Here is a 15741-nt window from a genome sequence, read left to right as displayed (position 1 = left end):
GCTCACGCGCCACACTCCAGCGGAAGCGACAACTGCTTGGCGATGCTCGCCCAATCGAAGGCCACCACGCCCTGATCATCGTGCACGGCATACAGCGCGCCATGCGGGAAGCGCGCGGACGGTGCCTGCATCGACCAGATGCCGTCGGTGTTGGCCACCGTATTGCCCTGGAACGCACCGACATGCTTCAGGCTGTGCCGGTCGAACAGATGGAACACGCTGCGCTGCTTGCCCTGCTCGGTGGTGATCCACCAGCCGTCCTTGCCACAGGTACGCAGCATCACGCCCTCGGCCTGGGCCTGGAAGGCATCGCGGCCGAACGTGGTGCCGCTGAAGCGGCCTTCCAGCGTGTAGACCTTGAACTCGCTGGCATAGGTTTCGTCTTCTTCAGCGATCAGCAGGCGATCGTTGGCCGGGTCGCCCCAGATCGATTCGACCACGCGCAGCGCGCCGGCCTCGGTGGTGTCACCGAAACTGGCCGTCAACGAAGCCTGCGCCTTGCCGCCCTGCACGGTGAGCGCGTAACGGCGCACGCGCTTGTCCAGCTCGGCCAGCGGCGGCAGCACGTCGTTGCCCTGCGCATCTTCGCCCGCATCGTAGGAATCGGTGACGTACACGTCGTAGCCGGTGCCCTGCTTGTTCACCCACAGCCCGTACGGTTTGCGCAGGTCATCGGCGGCGAACACACCCAGCGGGGTGAAGTCCGGCAGCTGCAGGACCTGCACGCGGTGGTTGTCGCGCTCCACGATCAGCACCAGGTCATCGACCACGGCGATGCCGTTGGGGCGGTCGAACTGGCCCGGGGCAGTGCCGAGGCTGCCGACGTCACGCAGCTTCGCGCCAGTCTGCCCGTCGTAGACCACCAGCTTGTCGGTGGCCTTGGCGGTGGCGATCAGCCAGACCTGGCCCTCGGGCGTGGTCCAGCTGGCCGGGGAGTCGATGTTGTCGTCCGGAGTCATCGGGGTGAGGAACGCTTCGGCGACCGTGGCGACATCGCGTGCGGCGGAGGCGTCGGTGCCGGTCGGTGCGACCACCGACGCCGGCGCCGCTGCTTCGGGCGCCGCCGCCGGCCTGCAGGCGGTCAGCAGCGCCAGCGCGAGCAGGCTAAGACCATGGGACGCGCGCATCACAGGGCCACCTTCAGGCCGAGGGCGTAGGTGCGGCCATATTCTTCGTTCTGCAGGGTGCGCGAACGCACGCCCTGGTACAGCTCCAGCGGCTTGTCGAGCAGGTTCTGCGCTTCGAAGTAGACGCTCACGTTGGAGGTGATCTTGTAGTCCATGCTGAAATCGAGCTGGGTGTTGGGTGCCACATAGATGTCATAGGCGCGGCTGTCGCCGAGTGAATCCAGGTACTCGCTGCGGTAGACCGCGGCCACGCGGGTGCTGAAGCCGGCCTTTTCATAGCCCAGATGCGCGCTGTACACGTGTTTGGAGGCACGCGGCAGCATGAAGTCGTCACGCTCGCGGCCGGCCACGCCCGGATCGAAATCGGTATCCAGCCAGGTACCGCTGGCGCCGACCAGCAGACCATCCCAACCGGCCGGCAGGAAGGCGAGCTGCTGCTGCCAGTTGAACTCGGCACCCTTCACCGTGGCCTTGTTGCCGTTGATCACCCGGGTGACCTCGTAATCCGGATACGCCGGATCCGTATTGCTCACCGTGTTGACGATATAGCCGTCGATCGACTTGTGGAACACGCCCAGCGAGACGATGCCGGTGCTGCCGATGTATTTCTCGAGCGACAGGTCGATGTTCTTCGATTCATACGGATCCAGCTGCGGATTGCCGATCCGGACTTCCTCGTCACCGCGGCTCAGGCCGACACGCGGCGCCACATCGCCGAACGATGGGCGCGAGACAGTCTTGTTTGCGGCCGCGCGCAGCACCCAGTCATCACCGGCGTCATAGCGCAGGTGCAGGCCGGGCAGCACGTTGGTGTAGCTCCGGCTCACGCTCAACGGGGTGACCGTAAAGCTGCGCCCGTTACCGGCCACGTCGACACTGTTGCCGGTGGCGCTGAACTGGGTGTTCTCCACACGCACGCCACCGATGATGCGCAGCGCGCCGACATCCCAGGTGCCCATCGCGTAGCTGGCAAAGATGTCCTCACTGGCGGTGTAATCCTCTTCCAGCGAGGTCAGCGCATTGCCGCCGATATCCTGCGGGCGGGCACTGTAGCGGCTGCCGGACTGCGCCCAGTAGCGACGCATGGCATCCGAGCTCATGCCCTGGCCGAGGCTGCCGCCGCGGTGATCGGGGGTGGAGGTGGTCCAGTCCGACAACGCCACGTCCGGGCCGACGCGCAGTTCGCGCTCATCGACATTGACGTCGCGATCGCGCCAGCGGCCGAGCAGGCCAAACTTGATGCTGGAGGCATCGCCATCGAAGCGCACGTTGATCTGCGCACTGCGCTCGCTGTCGTTGACCTGCTTGGGCGAGACCACGAAGCGATCAAAATCGTAGTTGCCGTTGTCCATCCACTGCGCGCTGGTCAGGGTGTAGCGCGGGATGCCGCTGCTCTGATCGACACGGGCGCCGAGGTCGTCACCGCTGTACTCGAAGCGCGCCTCCATCTCATCGTTGACGCGCTCTTCGGTGCGCGTGTAGCCGACCTTGTAGTCGATCACCGCGTTGGTGAGACGGTTTTCGCCGCCGGCGCTGGTGGCGAAGGTGTTTTCCTTCTTGGTGCGGTAGCGCATGCGCTTCTGGATCGCATCGGCCGGCAGATCATCGACGCGGTACTGGCGGTCGCCCAACGCGGTGACGTCACCATCGCCGAAGTTGAAGATGGTGCGCTGGCGGGTTTCGGCATCGTCGAACTGGCTGTACAGCGTGCGCAGGTAGTAACGATTGTCTTCGTCCGGATGCCAGTCCAGATTGAGGTTGGCACCGATGCGCTTGCGCTCGATCTCGTACTTGCGCTGCTGCAGGCTGGTGGCGAACAGATCGTCGGCGGCACCGCCATCGAACGTGTCGTACTCCACTTCGGTGTTGTCCGATTCGAACTTGCGGTTCTGGTAGTTCACACCCAGCGCCACGCCGAAGGTATCGGCGAACACTTCGCTGTAGTTGATCGCGGCCTTCGGGCTGGTGTTGCCGGAGAGCTGCTGGTGGCTGGCTTCGATCTTGCCGCGCAGGTTGCGGCCTTCGCGGTCGAACGCCGAGGCGGACTCGACCAGGATCGCGCCGCCGATGGCGTCGCCGGGCATGTCCGGGGTCGGCGATTTGACCACGCGCAGGCGCTCGGTCGAGTCGGAGGGAATCACGTCCAGCGGGGCTGCGCGGCTGGAATCTTCCGGGGTACCAATCGCGATGCCGTCCACGCTGACGCTGTTGAGGTTGGCATCCAGGCCACGGATGACCACGAAGCGCCCCTCGCCCTGGTCACGGGTGACGCTGACGCCCGGCAGGCGCTGCAGCGACTCGGCCACGTTCTGGTCCGGGTAGACGCCCATGGCATCGGAGGACACCGCATCTTCGATCGCATCACTGCTGCGCTTGAGGTCGACCGCGCGGGTCTGCGACTCCAGCTGGGGGCGGACTTCGACCCGGTCCAGATCGATGGCGGCGGCACTGGCGGCGGCGCTGCCGGCCACGGTGCTGCCATCGGGCGTATCGGCGGCATGGGCCGACGGGGTGATCACCGCCAGCAACGAAAGGCTTATCGCCAGGCCCAACGGACGCTTCTTCTGCACTGCATTCCCCAATCTGTGTAAAGAATGGGTCAGCACGGTATGTCCGGGAGGTTGCATGGGGATGACACCGGGGACATCGAACGGTCGGTGGCGGGGTCGGCTTTTGGCTTCGGCGGGGTGTTGCGGCACACTACCGGCCTCTCCTTTGCCAGTCATTCCCCCATGAAAATCGTCGAAGTGCGCCATCCGCTGGTGCAGCACAAGATCGGCCTGATGCGCGATGCGTCCCTGAGCACCAAGGACTTCCGCGAGCTGGCCAATGAACTTGGTGGGCTGCTGGCCTATGAGGCCACCGCCGATCTGGATACCGAGGCCCACACCATGGCCGGCTGGGCCGGCCCGGTGACGGTGCAGCGCATCGCTGGTGCCAAGATCACCGTGGTGCCGATCCTGCGCGCCGGCCTTGGCATGCTCAGTGGCGTGCTGTCGCTGATCCCCGCCGCCCGCGTGAGCGTGGTCGGCCTGCAGCGCGATGAGGAAACCCTGCAGCCGGTGCCCTATTTCGAGCGCCTGACCGGGCGCCTGGAAGAGCGCGATGCGCTGATCCTGGACCCGATGCTGGCCACCGGCGGCACCCTGATCGCCACCATCGACATGCTCAAGCGCGCCGGCGCCCGCCGCATCAAGGGCATCTTCCTGGTCGCCGCACCGGAAGGCATCGCCGCCGTACAGGCCGTGCACCCGGACGTGGAGATCTTCACCGCCGCCATCGACGCCCAGCTCAACGAAAAGGGCTACATCCTGCCGGGCCTGGGCGATGCCGGCGACCGGATTTTCGGGACCCGCGTGGTCGGTTGATTCCGTCGTTCTGACCGGCGGGCCTTACCGGCCGCCGGTGCTTCACATGGCCGGGTCATGCCCGGGCGTCGAACCGGGTTCATGCCCGGTGCCGTGGGGTGCCGTGCCGACCCACGCTCGGCACCTACCGGTGTGGCTGCGCGGGCCGTTGTACCCGGCGGTGCGCGCCCGGGCCAAGCATAGCGTTACGCCAGCGCACGGGCCTTCAGTTCGCCCTGTTCGTGCACGGTGCCGAAGCGGCCCTTCTCATCGCGTGCCACCTGCGCCAGCGCGCACTGCGGATCGTGGGTGAAGAACAGATGGACGTTGCGGGCGAGTTTGTCTTCCAGGAAGCTGCGCTTCTCGTCGATCAGCAGTTCGGCATTGCGGTCGTAGCCCATGGTGATGGGTACATGCACCCACGAGCGGCCCGGGATCAGGTCCGCACAGAACACCACCCCGCCCCGTGCCTGGCCGTCCACGGTTTCAGGACCGACGATCTCGGCCAGCATCAGGCCCGGGGTATGCCCGTCGCTGAAGCTGAAACGCACGCTGTCGCCCAGCGTCTTTGAGTATGGACCGTCGACGATTTCCAGCCGCCCGCTCGCCTCCAGCAGACCGGGCAGTTCCGGGATAAAACTGGCGCGGTCGCGCGGGTGCGGGTGCAGCGCGCGTGCCCAATGCTCGGCACCGACCAGGAAGGTCGCATTGGGAAACAGCAGCTCCGGTGAGCGCCCTTCGCTCCACGGTGCGAGCAGCCCACCGGCGTGGTCGAAGTGCAGATGGCTCAGCACCACCACGTCGATATCCTCGTGCTCGAAACCGGCCTCGCGCAGGGATTCGATCAGCACGTGGCTGGGCTCCTGCACGCCATAACGGTCGCGCAGTTTCGGCTCGAAGAACGCGCCGATACCGGTTTCGAACAGCACGGTCTTCCCGGCCAGCGGGCTGGCCAACAGCGCGCGGCACGCCAGTTCGATCCGGTTGAGATCGTCCGGCGCCGCCCATTTTTCCCACACCGCGCGCGGCGCATTGCCGAACATCGCGCCGCCGTCGAGTTTCTGCGAGTTACCGCGGATGGACCATAGTTTCATCCGCAAATTATCCGGCCGCGCGCGTTAAATATTCGCTAGCCATCGGGCATGAAAAAACCCCGCCACTGGGACGGGGTTTCTCGTTGCTGCGATCAATCAGTGCGCCTGGCTGACCGCGGCGCTGCCCACCGGATTACGCGGGTCGCTGCCGCCGCTGAGCACATTGCTGCGGCGGTCCCATTCCACGGTCTGCAGATTGCCCCAGACGTGGCTGGAGCCGCGGCCGCCCGCAGCGGTATCACCGGGCAGATCGATCTTGTGACCCATCGCCTGCAGCTGCTTGATGGTGTCCGTATCGAAGGTGCCGTCCTCGGCCTCGATCCGGTCGGGCAGCCACTGGTGGTGGTAGCGCGGCAGCGCGGCGACCTGCTGGGCGGTCAGGCCGTCGTCGTAACCCAGGATCCCCAGCAGCACCATGGTGATGATGCGGCTGCCACCGGGCGTGCCGAGCACCACCACCTTGTCGGCGGACTCCATGAAGGTCGGGGTCATCGAGCTGAGCATGCGCTTGCCCGGCTTGGGCGCATTGGCCGCGTAGCCCATCACACCAAAGGCGTTGGGGGTGCCCGGCTTGAGCGCGAAATCGTCCATTTCGTTATTGAGCAGCACCCCGGTCCCGGACGGAATCAGGCCCGAGCCGTACAGCAGGTTCACGGTCTGGGTCGCACCGACGCGGTTGCCTTCGCGGTCGATGATCGAGAAATGCGTAGTCTCGTCGTCTTCCAGCGGGGTCGGATTGCCCGACAACAGGTCGCTCGGGGTGGCCTTTTCCGGATGGATGGTGGCACGCAGACCCTGCGCGTAATCCTTGCTGGTCAGCACTTTCTGCGGGATATCCACGAAGTCCGGATCGCCCAGGAAGAAGGTGCGGTCGCGGTAGGCGCGGCGCATCGCTTCCACTACCAGGTGGGTGCGGTGGGCCTGGTCCATCGACTTCAGGTCCCAGCCTTCCAGGATCTGCAGCATGGCCGCCAGCGCGATGCCACCGGAGGACGGCGGCGAGGCAGTGGTGATGGTCCAGTCCCGGTACTTGAAGGCGATCGGCTCGCGCAGCTTGACCCGGTAACCGGCCAGTTCCTCGGCGGTCCACTGGCCACCGGCCTGCTTCACGCCCTTGAGCAGCAGCTTGCCGGTCTCGCCACGGTAGAAACCATCAAAGCCCTGATCGGCCAGACGCTCCATGGTCCTGGCCAATTCCGGCTGGCGGAACACGTCGCCTTCGGCGATCGGCTTGCCGTTGCGCTCATACACCTCGCGCGTGCCAGGGTAGCGCTGCATCACCTCACGCCGGGACTGATAGCCCTTGGCCATGCGTGCATACACCGGGAAGCCCTCGCGCGCGATGCGCATGGCCGGTTCCAGCGAGGTCTTCAGCGGCAGCTTGCCGTGCTTGGAAGAGAGCTCCACCAGCGCTGCCGGCAGGCCCGGGATACCGGCCGACCAGGCACCGTTGACCGAACGGTCGCGGTCCAGCTCGCCTTTCTTGTCGAGGAACGCCTCGGGGGTGGCGGACTGCGGCGCGGTTTCGCGCGCGTCCAGCATCACATCCTTGCCGGTGGCCGCGTCATGCAGCAGGAAGAACCCACCGCCGCCGAGACCGGAGCTGATCGGCTCGACCACGGCCAGCGTGGCCGAAACCGCGACGGCCGCATCGAACGCGTTACCGCCCTTGGCCAGGATTTCCATGCCGGCTTCGGTGGCCAGGTGATGGCCACTGGCGACGGCGGCACCGTCAGGATGTTTGGCCAACACCGCCTGCGCGGGTTCCGCGGACCAGGCACTCGGGGCCACCAGCAGGACAAACAGCAACCAGCGACGCGACAGCGTTCTCATTTGGGCACAAACTCCGTGACATACAATTCGGGATGATCGCGCTGCAGCCCATGCAATTTGGCCAGCAGAGCGTCCTGGGTTTCCGGAATGTCCGGATCGGGATCGATGCATTCGACCGGGCAGACGACCACGCACTGGGGTTCGTCGAAATGCCCCACGCACTCGGTGCAGCGGGCCGGATCGATCACGTAGATGGTTTCACCCATCGAGATGGCCTGATTGGGACAGGCCGGCTCACAGACGTCGCAATTGACGCAGAGCTCATTGATTTTCAGCGACATGGCGTTACTCCACGCCCGCGCCGGCGGATGAGAACCGGCCCACGCGGGCGCGCGGGCCGGTCATCGGTGACGCCCCTGCGGGCGCCACCCGGGCCGCGCACGAGGCGCAGCCGCCACTGCACGGGTTACTTGGCTTCGACGAAGATGTACTCGGCGCCGGTCGGCTGGATGATCGACTGGACGCGGGCGTTGTCGGCAGCCTTGCCGATGAACACCACGCGCACACCCTTCATCGAGTCCGGCGAGACGTCCTTGAACACGGCCTGGATCATGTCGGCCATCTTGGCCGAGGCCGAGGAACCGAAGGCCAGCATGTTGCCCGGCTGCACGCCACGGCCGACGGCCTGGGTGGCGCTCTCGACCTGACGCTCATACTTGGCCGCGAATTCCGGATCCGATTCCGGGGCGAGGTAGTACAGGTACGGGCTGTTGCTGATGTTGCCCATGTTCTGCACGGCCACGGCCTGCAGGTACTTCTTCCAGCCGGCATCGTCATCGGCAGCCGGGGCGACCAGCGCCTGCTGGGCTTCGACGACCGGCGCGGCTTCTTCCTTCTTGCAGGCGGTGAAGGCCAGCGCGAACGACGCGATCAACATGGCACGCATGGTGTTGTTCATGGAATTCCTCCCTTGGTGATTCTTGGTATGTATGGGTCTGACAGGTACTACGCTTGGCCCGACTTCGCTTCACGGACCTTGCGCAGCGCCTCAAGCACAGCGGACGGCACAAAGCCGGACACGTCGCCGCCCAGACGGGCGATCTCGCGGACCAGCGAAGACGAAATGAAGCTGTGTTGCTCGGCCGGGGTCAGAAACAGGGTCTCGACCTCCGGGATCAGATGGCGGTTCATGCTCGCCATCTGGAATTCGTATTCGAAATCGGACACCGCGCGCAGGCCGCGCAGCAGGATCCCGCCCTGTACAGAGCGCACGAAATGCGCCAGCAGGGTATCGAAACCACGCACTTCCACGTTGCGGTTGTGGCCCAGCGCATCGCGGGCCAGCTGAACGCGCTGCTCCAGCGGCAGGGTCGGCCCCTTGGACGGACTCTGCGCCACGCCCACTACCACCTTCTCGAACAGGGGTGCAGCGCGGTTCACCAGATCGATGTGACCGTTGGTGATCGGATCGAAGGTGCCCGGGTAGACAGCAATGCGGCGGTTGGCCACGGTCATACGTCAGCTACGCGTGTTGGTCTGGTGAAAGTGTAGCAGCGGCGCGGCGATACAGGGCAAAACGGACCTCCCGGGTGCCCCCCTCGCGGTGCAGCAGCCACGGCGCGGGCATCTTCGGCGCCTGATCGGCCGGCGACTCCACGTACACCCAGGCATCGGCGGCCAGATGCGACGGCAGCCCGGCGATCACCGCCTCCCACAGCCCATCGGCAAACGGCGGATCGATGAACACGATATCCGCCAGCGCCCCGGCCGGCTGCCGCAGCCACTGCAGCGCATCGGCCTGGACCACCGCGATCTGCTCCTGCGCCCCCAGCTTGGCGACCGACTCGCGCAGCTGCCGGGACAAGGCGACATCCCGCTCCACCAGCGTCGCCTGCGCCGCCCCCCGCGACACCGCCTCCAGCCCCAGCGCCCCACTCCCGGCGAACAGATCCAGCACCCGCGCCCCGCCCAGCCGGGGCATCAGCCAATTGAACAGCGTCTCCCGCACCCGGTCACTGCTCGGCCGCAACCCCGGCGACAGCGGCACCGGCAGCTTCGTGTTGCGCCACCTGCCCCCGATGATCCGCACCTGGCCCACGGCGGCCGCCGGCTGACGCGGCTTCATGCGTGGCTCCGGAGATGGATGGCGCTGGGATGGGCGAACGGGCGGGAAAGAGTCATGGGCACAGATGGCAGGTAGTTCAGGACAATATTCTAGGCGGTCCGGTCGCTGTCTCTGCCAGGCATCCCGATGCTGGAATGAAATGCAGCCACGCATGGCGTGGCTCTACCTGTCGCACGTCCGACCCACCTTAGTAGAGGGCGGCGGGTATGGGGGGCCGGGACCGTTGGGCAGCATGGATGCTGCCCACGAGGCCCCATGGATGGGTTCACGCCGCGTCCCGGCCCCCCGTACCCGCCGCCCTCCCACGCAGAGATGCAGGCGCCGCGCTCCAGCTTGCGATTCAGCCCCGAAGGCTGCCGACACTCTTGAATTCGGGACAATCGACCCCTACCCCTTGAGCCAGCCGCCGCGCCGGGCGCGGCAATGCCCCAAGGAGCAACACGACCCATGACCGTGCAGACCCAAAAAGAAACCCTGGGCTTCCAGACCGAAGTCAAACAGCTGCTGCAGCTGATGATCCACTCGCTGTACTCCAACAAGGAAATCTTCCTTCGCGAGCTCATCTCCAACGCCGCCGACGCCTCGGACAAACTGCGCTTCGAAGCGCTGACCCAGCCGGCCCTGCTCGAGAACGACGGCGAACTGCGCATCCGCGTCAGCTTCGACGCCACCGCCAACACCCTGACCATCGACGACAACGGCATCGGCATGAGCCGTGACGAAGCGATCGCCCACCTGGGCACCATCGCCAAGTCCGGCACCGGCGACTTCCTGCGCCAGCTCTCCGGTGACCAGAAGAAGGATTCCCAGCTGATCGGCCAGTTCGGCGTCGGCTTCTACAGCGCCTTCATCGTCGCCGACCAGGTGGATGTCTACTCCCGTCGCGCCGGCCTGCCCGCCAGCGAGGGCGTGCACTGGTCTTCGCGCGGCGAAGGCGAGTTCGACGTGGAAGGCATCGACAAGCCCGAGCGCGGCACCCGCATCGTGCTGCACCTGAAGGACGACCAGCGCGACTTCGCCGATGGCTGGCGCCTGCGCGGCATCATCAAGAAGTACTCCGACCACATCGGCCTGCCGATCCAGATGGTCAAGGAACACCACGGCGAAGACGCCCCGGCCGAGATCGAATGGGAAACCGTCAACCGTGCCAGCGCGCTGTGGACGCGCCCGCGCACTGAGATCACCGACGCCGAGTACCAGGAGTTCTACAAGCACGCTGCGCACGATCATCAGGATCCGCTGGCGTGGAGCCACAACAAGGTGGAAGGCAAGCTCGAGTACACCTCGCTGCTGTACGTCCCCGGCCATGCCCCGTTCGACCTGTACCACCGCGACGCGCCCAAGGGCCTGAAGCTTTACGTGCAGCGCGTGTTCGTGATGGACCAAGCCGAGCAGTTCCTGCCGCTGTACCTGCGTTTCATCAAGGGTGTGGTGGATTCCAACGATCTGTCGTTGAACGTCTCGCGCGAGATCCTGCAGTCCGGCCCGGTCATCGATTCGATGAAGTCGGCGCTGACCAAGCGCTCGCTGGACATGCTGGAAAAGCTGGCCAAGGACAAGCCGGAGGTCTACGCGGGCTTCTGGAAGCAGTTCGGCCAGGTGCTCAAGGAAGGTCCGGCCGAAGACTTCAACAACCGCGAGAAAATCGCCGGCCTGCTGCGCTTTGCCTCCACCCATGACGACAGCGGCGAGCCGAGCGTATCGCTGGCCGACTACATGGGCCGCATGATCGAAGGCCAGGAGAAGATTTACTTCCTGACCGGCGACAGCCACACCCAGGTCAAGGACAGCCCGCACCTGGAAGTGTTCCGCAAGAAGGGCGTGGAAGTGCTGCTGCTCACCGACCGCATCGACGAATGGTTGATGGGGTACCTGACCGAGTTCGATGGCAAGTCGTTCGTGGATGTCGCGCGTGGCGATCTGGACCTGGGCGCGCTGGAAAGCGCCGAAGACAAGCAGGCGCAGGAAGCCGTCGCCAAGGACAAGCAGGCGCTGGTGGACCGCATCAAGAGCGCACTGGGTGACGACGTGGCCGACGTGCGCGTCTCGCACCGCCTGACCGATTCCCCGGCGATCCTGGCCATCGGCGAACAGGACCTGGGCCTGCAGATGCGCCAGATTCTGGAAGCCAGCGGCCAGAAGGTGCCGGACAGCAAGCCCGTGTTCGAGTTCAACCCGGGCCATCCGCTGATCGGCAAGCTGGACCAGGAAGGCGATGCCGCGCGCTTCGACGATCTGAGCCGCGTGCTGTTCGATCAGGCCGCGCTGGCCGCGGGCGACACGCTGAAGGACCCGGCCGCGTATGTGCGTCGGCTCAACAAGCTGTTGCTGGAGCTGTCGGCGTAAGACGTTCTGCAGGTGGGCGTCGGCCAAGGGTCGGCGCCTGCTGCGGACGATGATGGGTGCCGCTGGGCAGTGGCCGTCGCGGCCGGTTGGATCAGGCCCAGCGGTCGAGCAAGGTGCCCAGCATCTCGTCCTGGCGACGGACCACGGTCGCGTTGGCGGCAAACGCCAACGCAGCCTGTTTGGCCGTGAGCAGATCGGCGATGGGCGCGTTGGCGTCATCCGGTGCGGCGACCACGGCGGTGGTGGCACCGCCTCCTGCCGCTGCGGCCTGCGCGACACCCAGGCGGGTGGAATCGGCCACCGGCAGCCGTGCCACGTTGGAGGCGGCCGCCTGCACGCCCAGCGAGGCGGCACGCATGCCGGCACTGGCAATGGACATCACGCTCATCGTTCACCGTTTCGCTGTACTGGCCGCGCCCGCATGGCGCAGCCCTTCACAACCGGTAACGGCCGCATCGGCCATTACTTGAGTCCCGCCCCACCGCACCTGCACGCCCATGGGCCTTCGGGGCGCAGTGGTAGCATACCCCTCTGATTTCAGCGTCTTTTGCCAATGCTCAGCTTCTTCCGTCGCAAAAAGCCCCAGGACGCCCCGCAAGAGGCGGCCAAGACCCAGCACTACTCCACCGAGGAGCTGGCCGCCGCGTTCCCGCAGGCCACGCCCGAGCCTGCTGCACCGCCGGCGCCTGCCCCGCTGCCGCCCGTGGTGGCTGCGCCGGTAACCCCGGCTCCGGTTGCTCCCGCGCCCGTGGTGGCTGCGCCCGCTGTTCTGGAGCCGATCATTCCCACCCCGGCGGTGGCTGCTTCAGTTCAAACGCCACCGGTGGAGGCCCGTGCCGCGCCGGCCGCCGTCGCGCCGCCGGTTGTGCCAGCGCCGACTGTTCCCGCGCCGATCGCTCCCGTTGCACCGGTTGCCCCGGCTGCACCGGTCGCCCCCACCCTCGTGACCGAGCGTCCGTCCGCCCAGGACATCGCCCCTGCCGCGGCCGGCAAGAGCGGCTGGCGCGAGCGTCTGCGCAACAGCGTGATCGCACGCAGCTTCGGTGGCCTGTTCTCGCGCAATCCCAAGCTCGATGACGACCTGCTCGACGAACTGGAAACCGCCCTGATCACCGCCGATGTCGGCGTCGGCGCGACCACGGCGCTGGTCGAAGGCCTGCGCAAGCGCATGAAGGCACGCGAGTTCACCGATGCCAACGCGCTGCTCACCGCGCTGCGCGCCGAGCTGATCGCGATCCTGCAGCCGGTGGCCAAGCCGCTGGTGATCGACCGCACCGCCAAGCCGTTCGTGGTGCTCACCGTCGGCGTCAACGGCGTCGGCAAGACCACCACCATCGGCAAGCTCGCCAAGCGCTTCAAGGACGACGGCCACAGCCTGATGCTGGCCGCGGGCGATACCTTCCGCGCCGCTGCCGTCGCGCAGCTGCAGGCCTGGGGCGAGCGCAACGGCGTGGCCGTGGTCGCGCAGGGCCAGAACGCCGATGCGGCCTCGGTCGCCTTCGATGCACTGCAGGCCGGCAAGGCGCGCGGTACCGAGGTGCTGATCGCCGATACGGCCGGTCGCCTGCATACCCAGGCCGGCCTGATGAACGAGCTCGGCAAGATCCGCCGCGTGCTTGGCAAGATCGACGCCAATGCCCCGCATGAAGTGCTGATGGTCATCGACGGCACCACCGGCCAGAACGCGCTCTCGCAGCTGCGTCAGTTCCATGCCGCGGTCAACGTGACCGGCCTAGTGGTGACCAAGCTGGACGGCACCGCCAAGGGCGGCGTGGTGTTCGCGCTGGCGCGTGAATTCGGCATTCCGATCCGCTTCTGCGGCATCGGCGAGCGCCCGGAGGACCTGCGCGTGTTCGACCCGGAAGCCTTCGTCGACGCGTTGCTTCCGGAAGCACTCGGCGCCTGAGCCGATGCAGCCACGCATGGCGTGGCACCCGCCCTTCTCCGGAAACTGCATGACCCGCCAGCCTCCCGCCAGCGCCCCGTTGCCAACCGACGATGTCTTTGTCACGCGGCTGCTGCACTGGTTCGATGACCACGGCCGGCATGACCTGCCGTGGCAGCACCCGCGCTCGCCGTACCGGGTGTGGCTGTCGGAGATCATGCTGCAGCAGACCCAGGTCAGCACGGTCATCCCGTACTTCCTGAAGTTTCTCGCAGTGTTCCCGACGCTTCCCGACCTGGCCGCCGCCAGCAACGATGCGGTGATGGCGCAGTGGGCTGGATTGGGGTACTACGCTCGTGCACGCAACCTGCATGCCGCCGCGCAGCGCTGCGTGGACCTTCATGGCGGCGAGCTGCCGCGCGATTTCGATGCATTGCATGCGCTGCCGGGCATCGGCCGCAGCACCGCCGGCGCGATCCTCAGCCAGGCCTGGAATGACCGGTTCGCGATCCTGGATGGCAACGTCAAACGCGTGCTGACGCGCTACCACGGCATCGAGGGCTTCCCGGGCCTGCCGGTCATCGAAAAGCAGCTGTGGGCGGTGGCCGAGGCGCACGCCGAACATGTGCCTGACACGCGCATGGTCGATTACACCCAGGCGCAGATGGACCTCGGCGCCAGTGTCTGCAGCCGCAGCAAGCCGGCCTGCGTGATCTGTCCGCTGCAGGCCACCTGCGTCGCCCGGCGCGAGGGGCGTACCGATCAGCTGCCGACACCGAAACCCGGCAAGACCCTTCCCGAGCGCGAAGCGGTCGCGCTGCTGCTGCGCGATACGCGCGGCCGGGTGCTGCTGCAGAAGCGGCCGGACACCGGCATCTGGGCGCAGCTGTGGACCCTGCCCCAGGCCGACAGCGGAATCGCGTTGCAGGACTGGTTCGACGCGCACATCGACGGCTCGCTGGACGATGCCGAGCCGCTGCCGGTGCTGGAGCACACCTTCAGCCACTACCGGCTGCATCTACAGGTGCTGGTGACCGCGGTACAGGGGCTACGCGACGATAAGGCGGACCTGCGTTGGGTCGCTCCCGAGGAATTGGCCACGCTCGGCCTGCCCGCACCGATCCGCAAGCTGCTCCAGACCGGTGCACCGCCCGCTCAGCCCAAGCGCCGTACAATGCGGCGCGCAGCATCATCCCAAGACATCGAGTAACGCCATGCCCCGCACCGTTTTCTGCCAGTACGAACAACGCGACGCCGAAGGCCTGGACTTCGTGCCCTACCCCGGCGAACTGGGCCAGCGCATCTTCAACCACATCGGCAAGCCGGCGTGGGCCGCGTGGTTGGCGCACCAGACCATGCTGATCAACGAAAACCGGCTGTCGCCGCGCGATCCCAAGCACCGCGCGTTCCTGGAAGAGGAACTGGTGAAGTACCTGTTCAGCGGCGGCGCGGAGAAGCCAGCCGGGTTCGTACCGGAGGCCTGATCGTCGCTGATACCGACCAACGGTCGGTATGGTCGGGGTCCGGTTGCCGGCCAACGGCCGGCCCTACGGGGTTGGCGACTGCTGGCCTTCTTCGCGCTCCTGCACCTGCGCCTGGCGCAGCGCCTGTTCCGAGCTGCGCAGGGCCTTGGTGTCCAGCTTGCGGATGCTGCTGATGAAGCACGGCATGTTCATCGGGCCAGGCGTGGGGTCACGCACCAGCACCTTGTCGAAGCGCGCCGAGACACGGCCGACGCGGCTGATCAGACCGATCGCCGGGGCGTAATCCAGCCCCTGGCAGGGGCCGGCCAGCTCCAGCAGATAGCCTTCGCTGGGGCGCGTCCACACCGCCAGCGCGCTGTCGCCCAGCTCGGTCCAGCCGGACAGTGAGCCGTACAGCGGCATGTCCTGCTGCGGCGGCCCGGCGTGGGCGCGGTAGAGATCGAGCTTCTGCGCGGTGGACAACCGGCCGGTACTGGCACACGCGGCCAGGCCGAGGCACAGGGCCGCGATGGCAAGGGTCTGCTTCATGACGCCTCCCGCTGGGGACTGTGCGGCGATCA

The 15741-nt window shown here is 66.6% G+C and carries 15 protein-coding genes; 5 read left to right on the top strand and 10 right to left on the bottom strand.

Features of this window, described 5'->3' with window-relative positions:
- Positions 1–2 precede the first annotated feature (2 nt).
- Entirely contained in the window at positions 3–1127 is a 1125-nt protein-coding gene (locus ABE464_RS01235; protein WP_346470389.1) for a phytase, read from the bottom strand.
- Complete coding sequence (locus ABE464_RS01230; RefSeq protein ID WP_346470388.1) at positions 1127–3697, bottom strand: TonB-dependent receptor; 2571 nt, start codon at positions 3695–3697, stop codon at positions 1127–1129. Before ABE464_RS01230 ends, ABE464_RS01235 begins: the two co-directional genes overlap by 1 nt.
- Positions 3698–3859: 162 nt before the next feature.
- Here ABE464_RS01230 and upp point away from each other — a divergent pair, with 162 nt between their 5' ends.
- Positions 3860–4495, top strand: a complete 636-nt coding sequence (gene upp, locus ABE464_RS01225; protein ID WP_019183235.1) for a uracil phosphoribosyltransferase — start codon at positions 3860–3862, stop codon at positions 4493–4495.
- Positions 4496–4680: 185 nt separating this feature from the next.
- On the opposite strand, the gene ABE464_RS01220 is transcribed toward upp, so the two are convergent.
- From ABE464_RS01220 to rsmD, 6 genes are all read right to left on the bottom strand, one after another.
- Entirely contained in the window at positions 4681–5568 is an 888-nt protein-coding gene (locus tag ABE464_RS01220) for an MBL fold metallo-hydrolase (RefSeq protein WP_346470387.1), read from the bottom strand.
- Between the two features lie 96 nt (positions 5569–5664).
- Positions 5665–7401: a gamma-glutamyltransferase gene (ggt, locus tag ABE464_RS01215; protein WP_346470386.1), complete on the bottom strand. Its 1737-nt coding sequence runs from the start codon at positions 7399–7401 to the stop codon at positions 5665–5667.
- Positions 7398–7682 (bottom strand): YfhL family 4Fe-4S dicluster ferredoxin, encoded by a 285-nt coding sequence (locus ABE464_RS01210; protein WP_123728977.1) that lies wholly within the window; start codon positions 7680–7682, stop codon positions 7398–7400. The genes ggt and ABE464_RS01210 overlap by 4 nt, the downstream gene beginning before the upstream one ends.
- A gap of 125 nt (positions 7683–7807) precedes the next feature.
- Positions 7808–8299 (bottom strand): hypothetical protein, encoded by a 492-nt coding sequence (locus tag ABE464_RS01205; RefSeq protein ID WP_019183240.1) that lies wholly within the window; start codon positions 8297–8299, stop codon positions 7808–7810.
- 47 nt (positions 8300–8346) lie between these two features.
- Complete coding sequence (gene coaD / locus ABE464_RS01200) at positions 8347–8856, bottom strand: pantetheine-phosphate adenylyltransferase (RefSeq protein ID WP_313211488.1); 510 nt, start codon at positions 8854–8856, stop codon at positions 8347–8349.
- A 7-nt stretch (positions 8857–8863) separates the two neighbouring features.
- Entirely contained in the window at positions 8864–9466 is a 603-nt protein-coding gene (rsmD, locus tag ABE464_RS01195) for a 16S rRNA (guanine(966)-N(2))-methyltransferase RsmD (RefSeq protein WP_346470385.1), read from the bottom strand.
- 447 nt (positions 9467–9913) lie between these two features.
- Between rsmD and htpG the strand changes: the two genes are divergently transcribed.
- Positions 9914–11812: a molecular chaperone HtpG gene (gene htpG, locus ABE464_RS01190; protein WP_346470384.1), complete on the top strand. Its 1899-nt coding sequence runs from the start codon at positions 9914–9916 to the stop codon at positions 11810–11812.
- 91 nt (positions 11813–11903) lie between these two features.
- On the opposite strand, the gene ABE464_RS01185 is transcribed toward htpG, so the two are convergent.
- Complete coding sequence (locus ABE464_RS01185; RefSeq protein WP_346470383.1) at positions 11904–12200, bottom strand: hypothetical protein; 297 nt, start codon at positions 12198–12200, stop codon at positions 11904–11906.
- Between the two features lie 165 nt (positions 12201–12365).
- Between ABE464_RS01185 and ftsY the strand changes: the two genes are divergently transcribed.
- From ftsY to ABE464_RS01170, 3 genes are read left to right on the top strand one after another with little or no spacing between them, the layout of a single operon-like run.
- Positions 12366–13718, top strand: a complete 1353-nt coding sequence (ftsY, locus tag ABE464_RS01180; RefSeq protein ID WP_346470382.1) for a signal recognition particle-docking protein FtsY — start codon at positions 12366–12368, stop codon at positions 13716–13718.
- Between the two features lie 49 nt (positions 13719–13767).
- Positions 13768–14907 (top strand): A/G-specific adenine glycosylase, encoded by a 1140-nt coding sequence (gene mutY, locus ABE464_RS01175; protein WP_346470381.1) that lies wholly within the window; start codon positions 13768–13770, stop codon positions 14905–14907.
- A 4-nt stretch (positions 14908–14911) separates the two neighbouring features.
- On the top strand, positions 14912–15181 hold the full coding sequence (locus ABE464_RS01170) for an oxidative damage protection protein (RefSeq protein WP_019183247.1): 270 nt from the start codon (positions 14912–14914) through the stop codon (positions 15179–15181).
- Positions 15182–15244: 63 nt separating this feature from the next.
- Here ABE464_RS01170 and ABE464_RS01165 read toward each other — a convergent pair whose 3' ends face one another.
- A complete protein-coding gene (locus ABE464_RS01165; protein ID WP_346470380.1) occupies positions 15245–15709 on the bottom strand; it encodes a DUF6491 family protein in 465 nt (154 codons plus the stop codon).
- Between the last annotated feature and the right edge of the window lie 32 nt (positions 15710–15741).

It is taken from the genome of Stenotrophomonas sp. TWI587 (assembly GCF_039674145.1).
In the GTDB taxonomy this organism is placed as follows: Bacteria; Pseudomonadota; Gammaproteobacteria; order Xanthomonadales; family Xanthomonadaceae; genus Stenotrophomonas; species Stenotrophomonas maltophilia_AY.
This window is presented reverse-complemented; position numbering and strand designations above follow the sequence as displayed.

Bases quoted from the DNA above. Each gene is read 5' to 3' on its own strand.
- ABE464_RS01235 (WP_346470389.1), bottom strand. From the start codon at position 1,127: ATGCGCGCGTCCCATGGTCTTAGCCTGCTCGCGCTGGCGCTGCTGACC.
- upp (WP_019183235.1), top strand. From the start codon at position 3,860: ATGAAAATCGTCGAAGTGCGCCATCCGCTGGTGCAGCACAAGATCGGC.
- ABE464_RS01220 (WP_346470387.1), bottom strand. From the start codon at position 5,568: ATGAAACTATGGTCCATCCGCGGTAACTCGCAGAAACTCGACGGCGGC.
- ggt (WP_346470386.1), bottom strand. From the start codon at position 7,401: ATGAGAACGCTGTCGCGTCGCTGGTTGCTGTTTGTCCTGCTGGTGGCC.
- ABE464_RS01210 (WP_123728977.1), bottom strand. From the start codon at position 7,682: ATGTCGCTGAAAATCAATGAGCTCTGCGTCAATTGCGACGTCTGTGAG.
- ABE464_RS01205 (WP_019183240.1), bottom strand. From the start codon at position 8,299: ATGAACAACACCATGCGTGCCATGTTGATCGCGTCGTTCGCGCTGGCC.
- coaD (WP_313211488.1), bottom strand. From the start codon at position 8,856: ATGACCGTGGCCAACCGCCGCATTGCTGTCTACCCGGGCACCTTCGAT.
- rsmD (WP_346470385.1), bottom strand. From the start codon at position 9,466: ATGAAGCCGCGTCAGCCGGCGGCCGCCGTGGGCCAGGTGCGGATCATC.
- htpG (WP_346470384.1), top strand. From the start codon at position 9,914: ATGACCGTGCAGACCCAAAAAGAAACCCTGGGCTTCCAGACCGAAGTC.
- ABE464_RS01185 (WP_346470383.1), bottom strand. From the start codon at position 12,200: ATGAGCGTGATGTCCATTGCCAGTGCCGGCATGCGTGCCGCCTCGCTG.
- ftsY (WP_346470382.1), top strand. From the start codon at position 12,366: ATGCTCAGCTTCTTCCGTCGCAAAAAGCCCCAGGACGCCCCGCAAGAG.
- mutY (WP_346470381.1), top strand. From the start codon at position 13,768: ATGACCCGCCAGCCTCCCGCCAGCGCCCCGTTGCCAACCGACGATGTC.
- ABE464_RS01170 (WP_019183247.1), top strand. From the start codon at position 14,912: ATGCCCCGCACCGTTTTCTGCCAGTACGAACAACGCGACGCCGAAGGC.
- ABE464_RS01165 (WP_346470380.1), bottom strand. From the start codon at position 15,709: ATGAAGCAGACCCTTGCCATCGCGGCCCTGTGCCTCGGCCTGGCCGCG.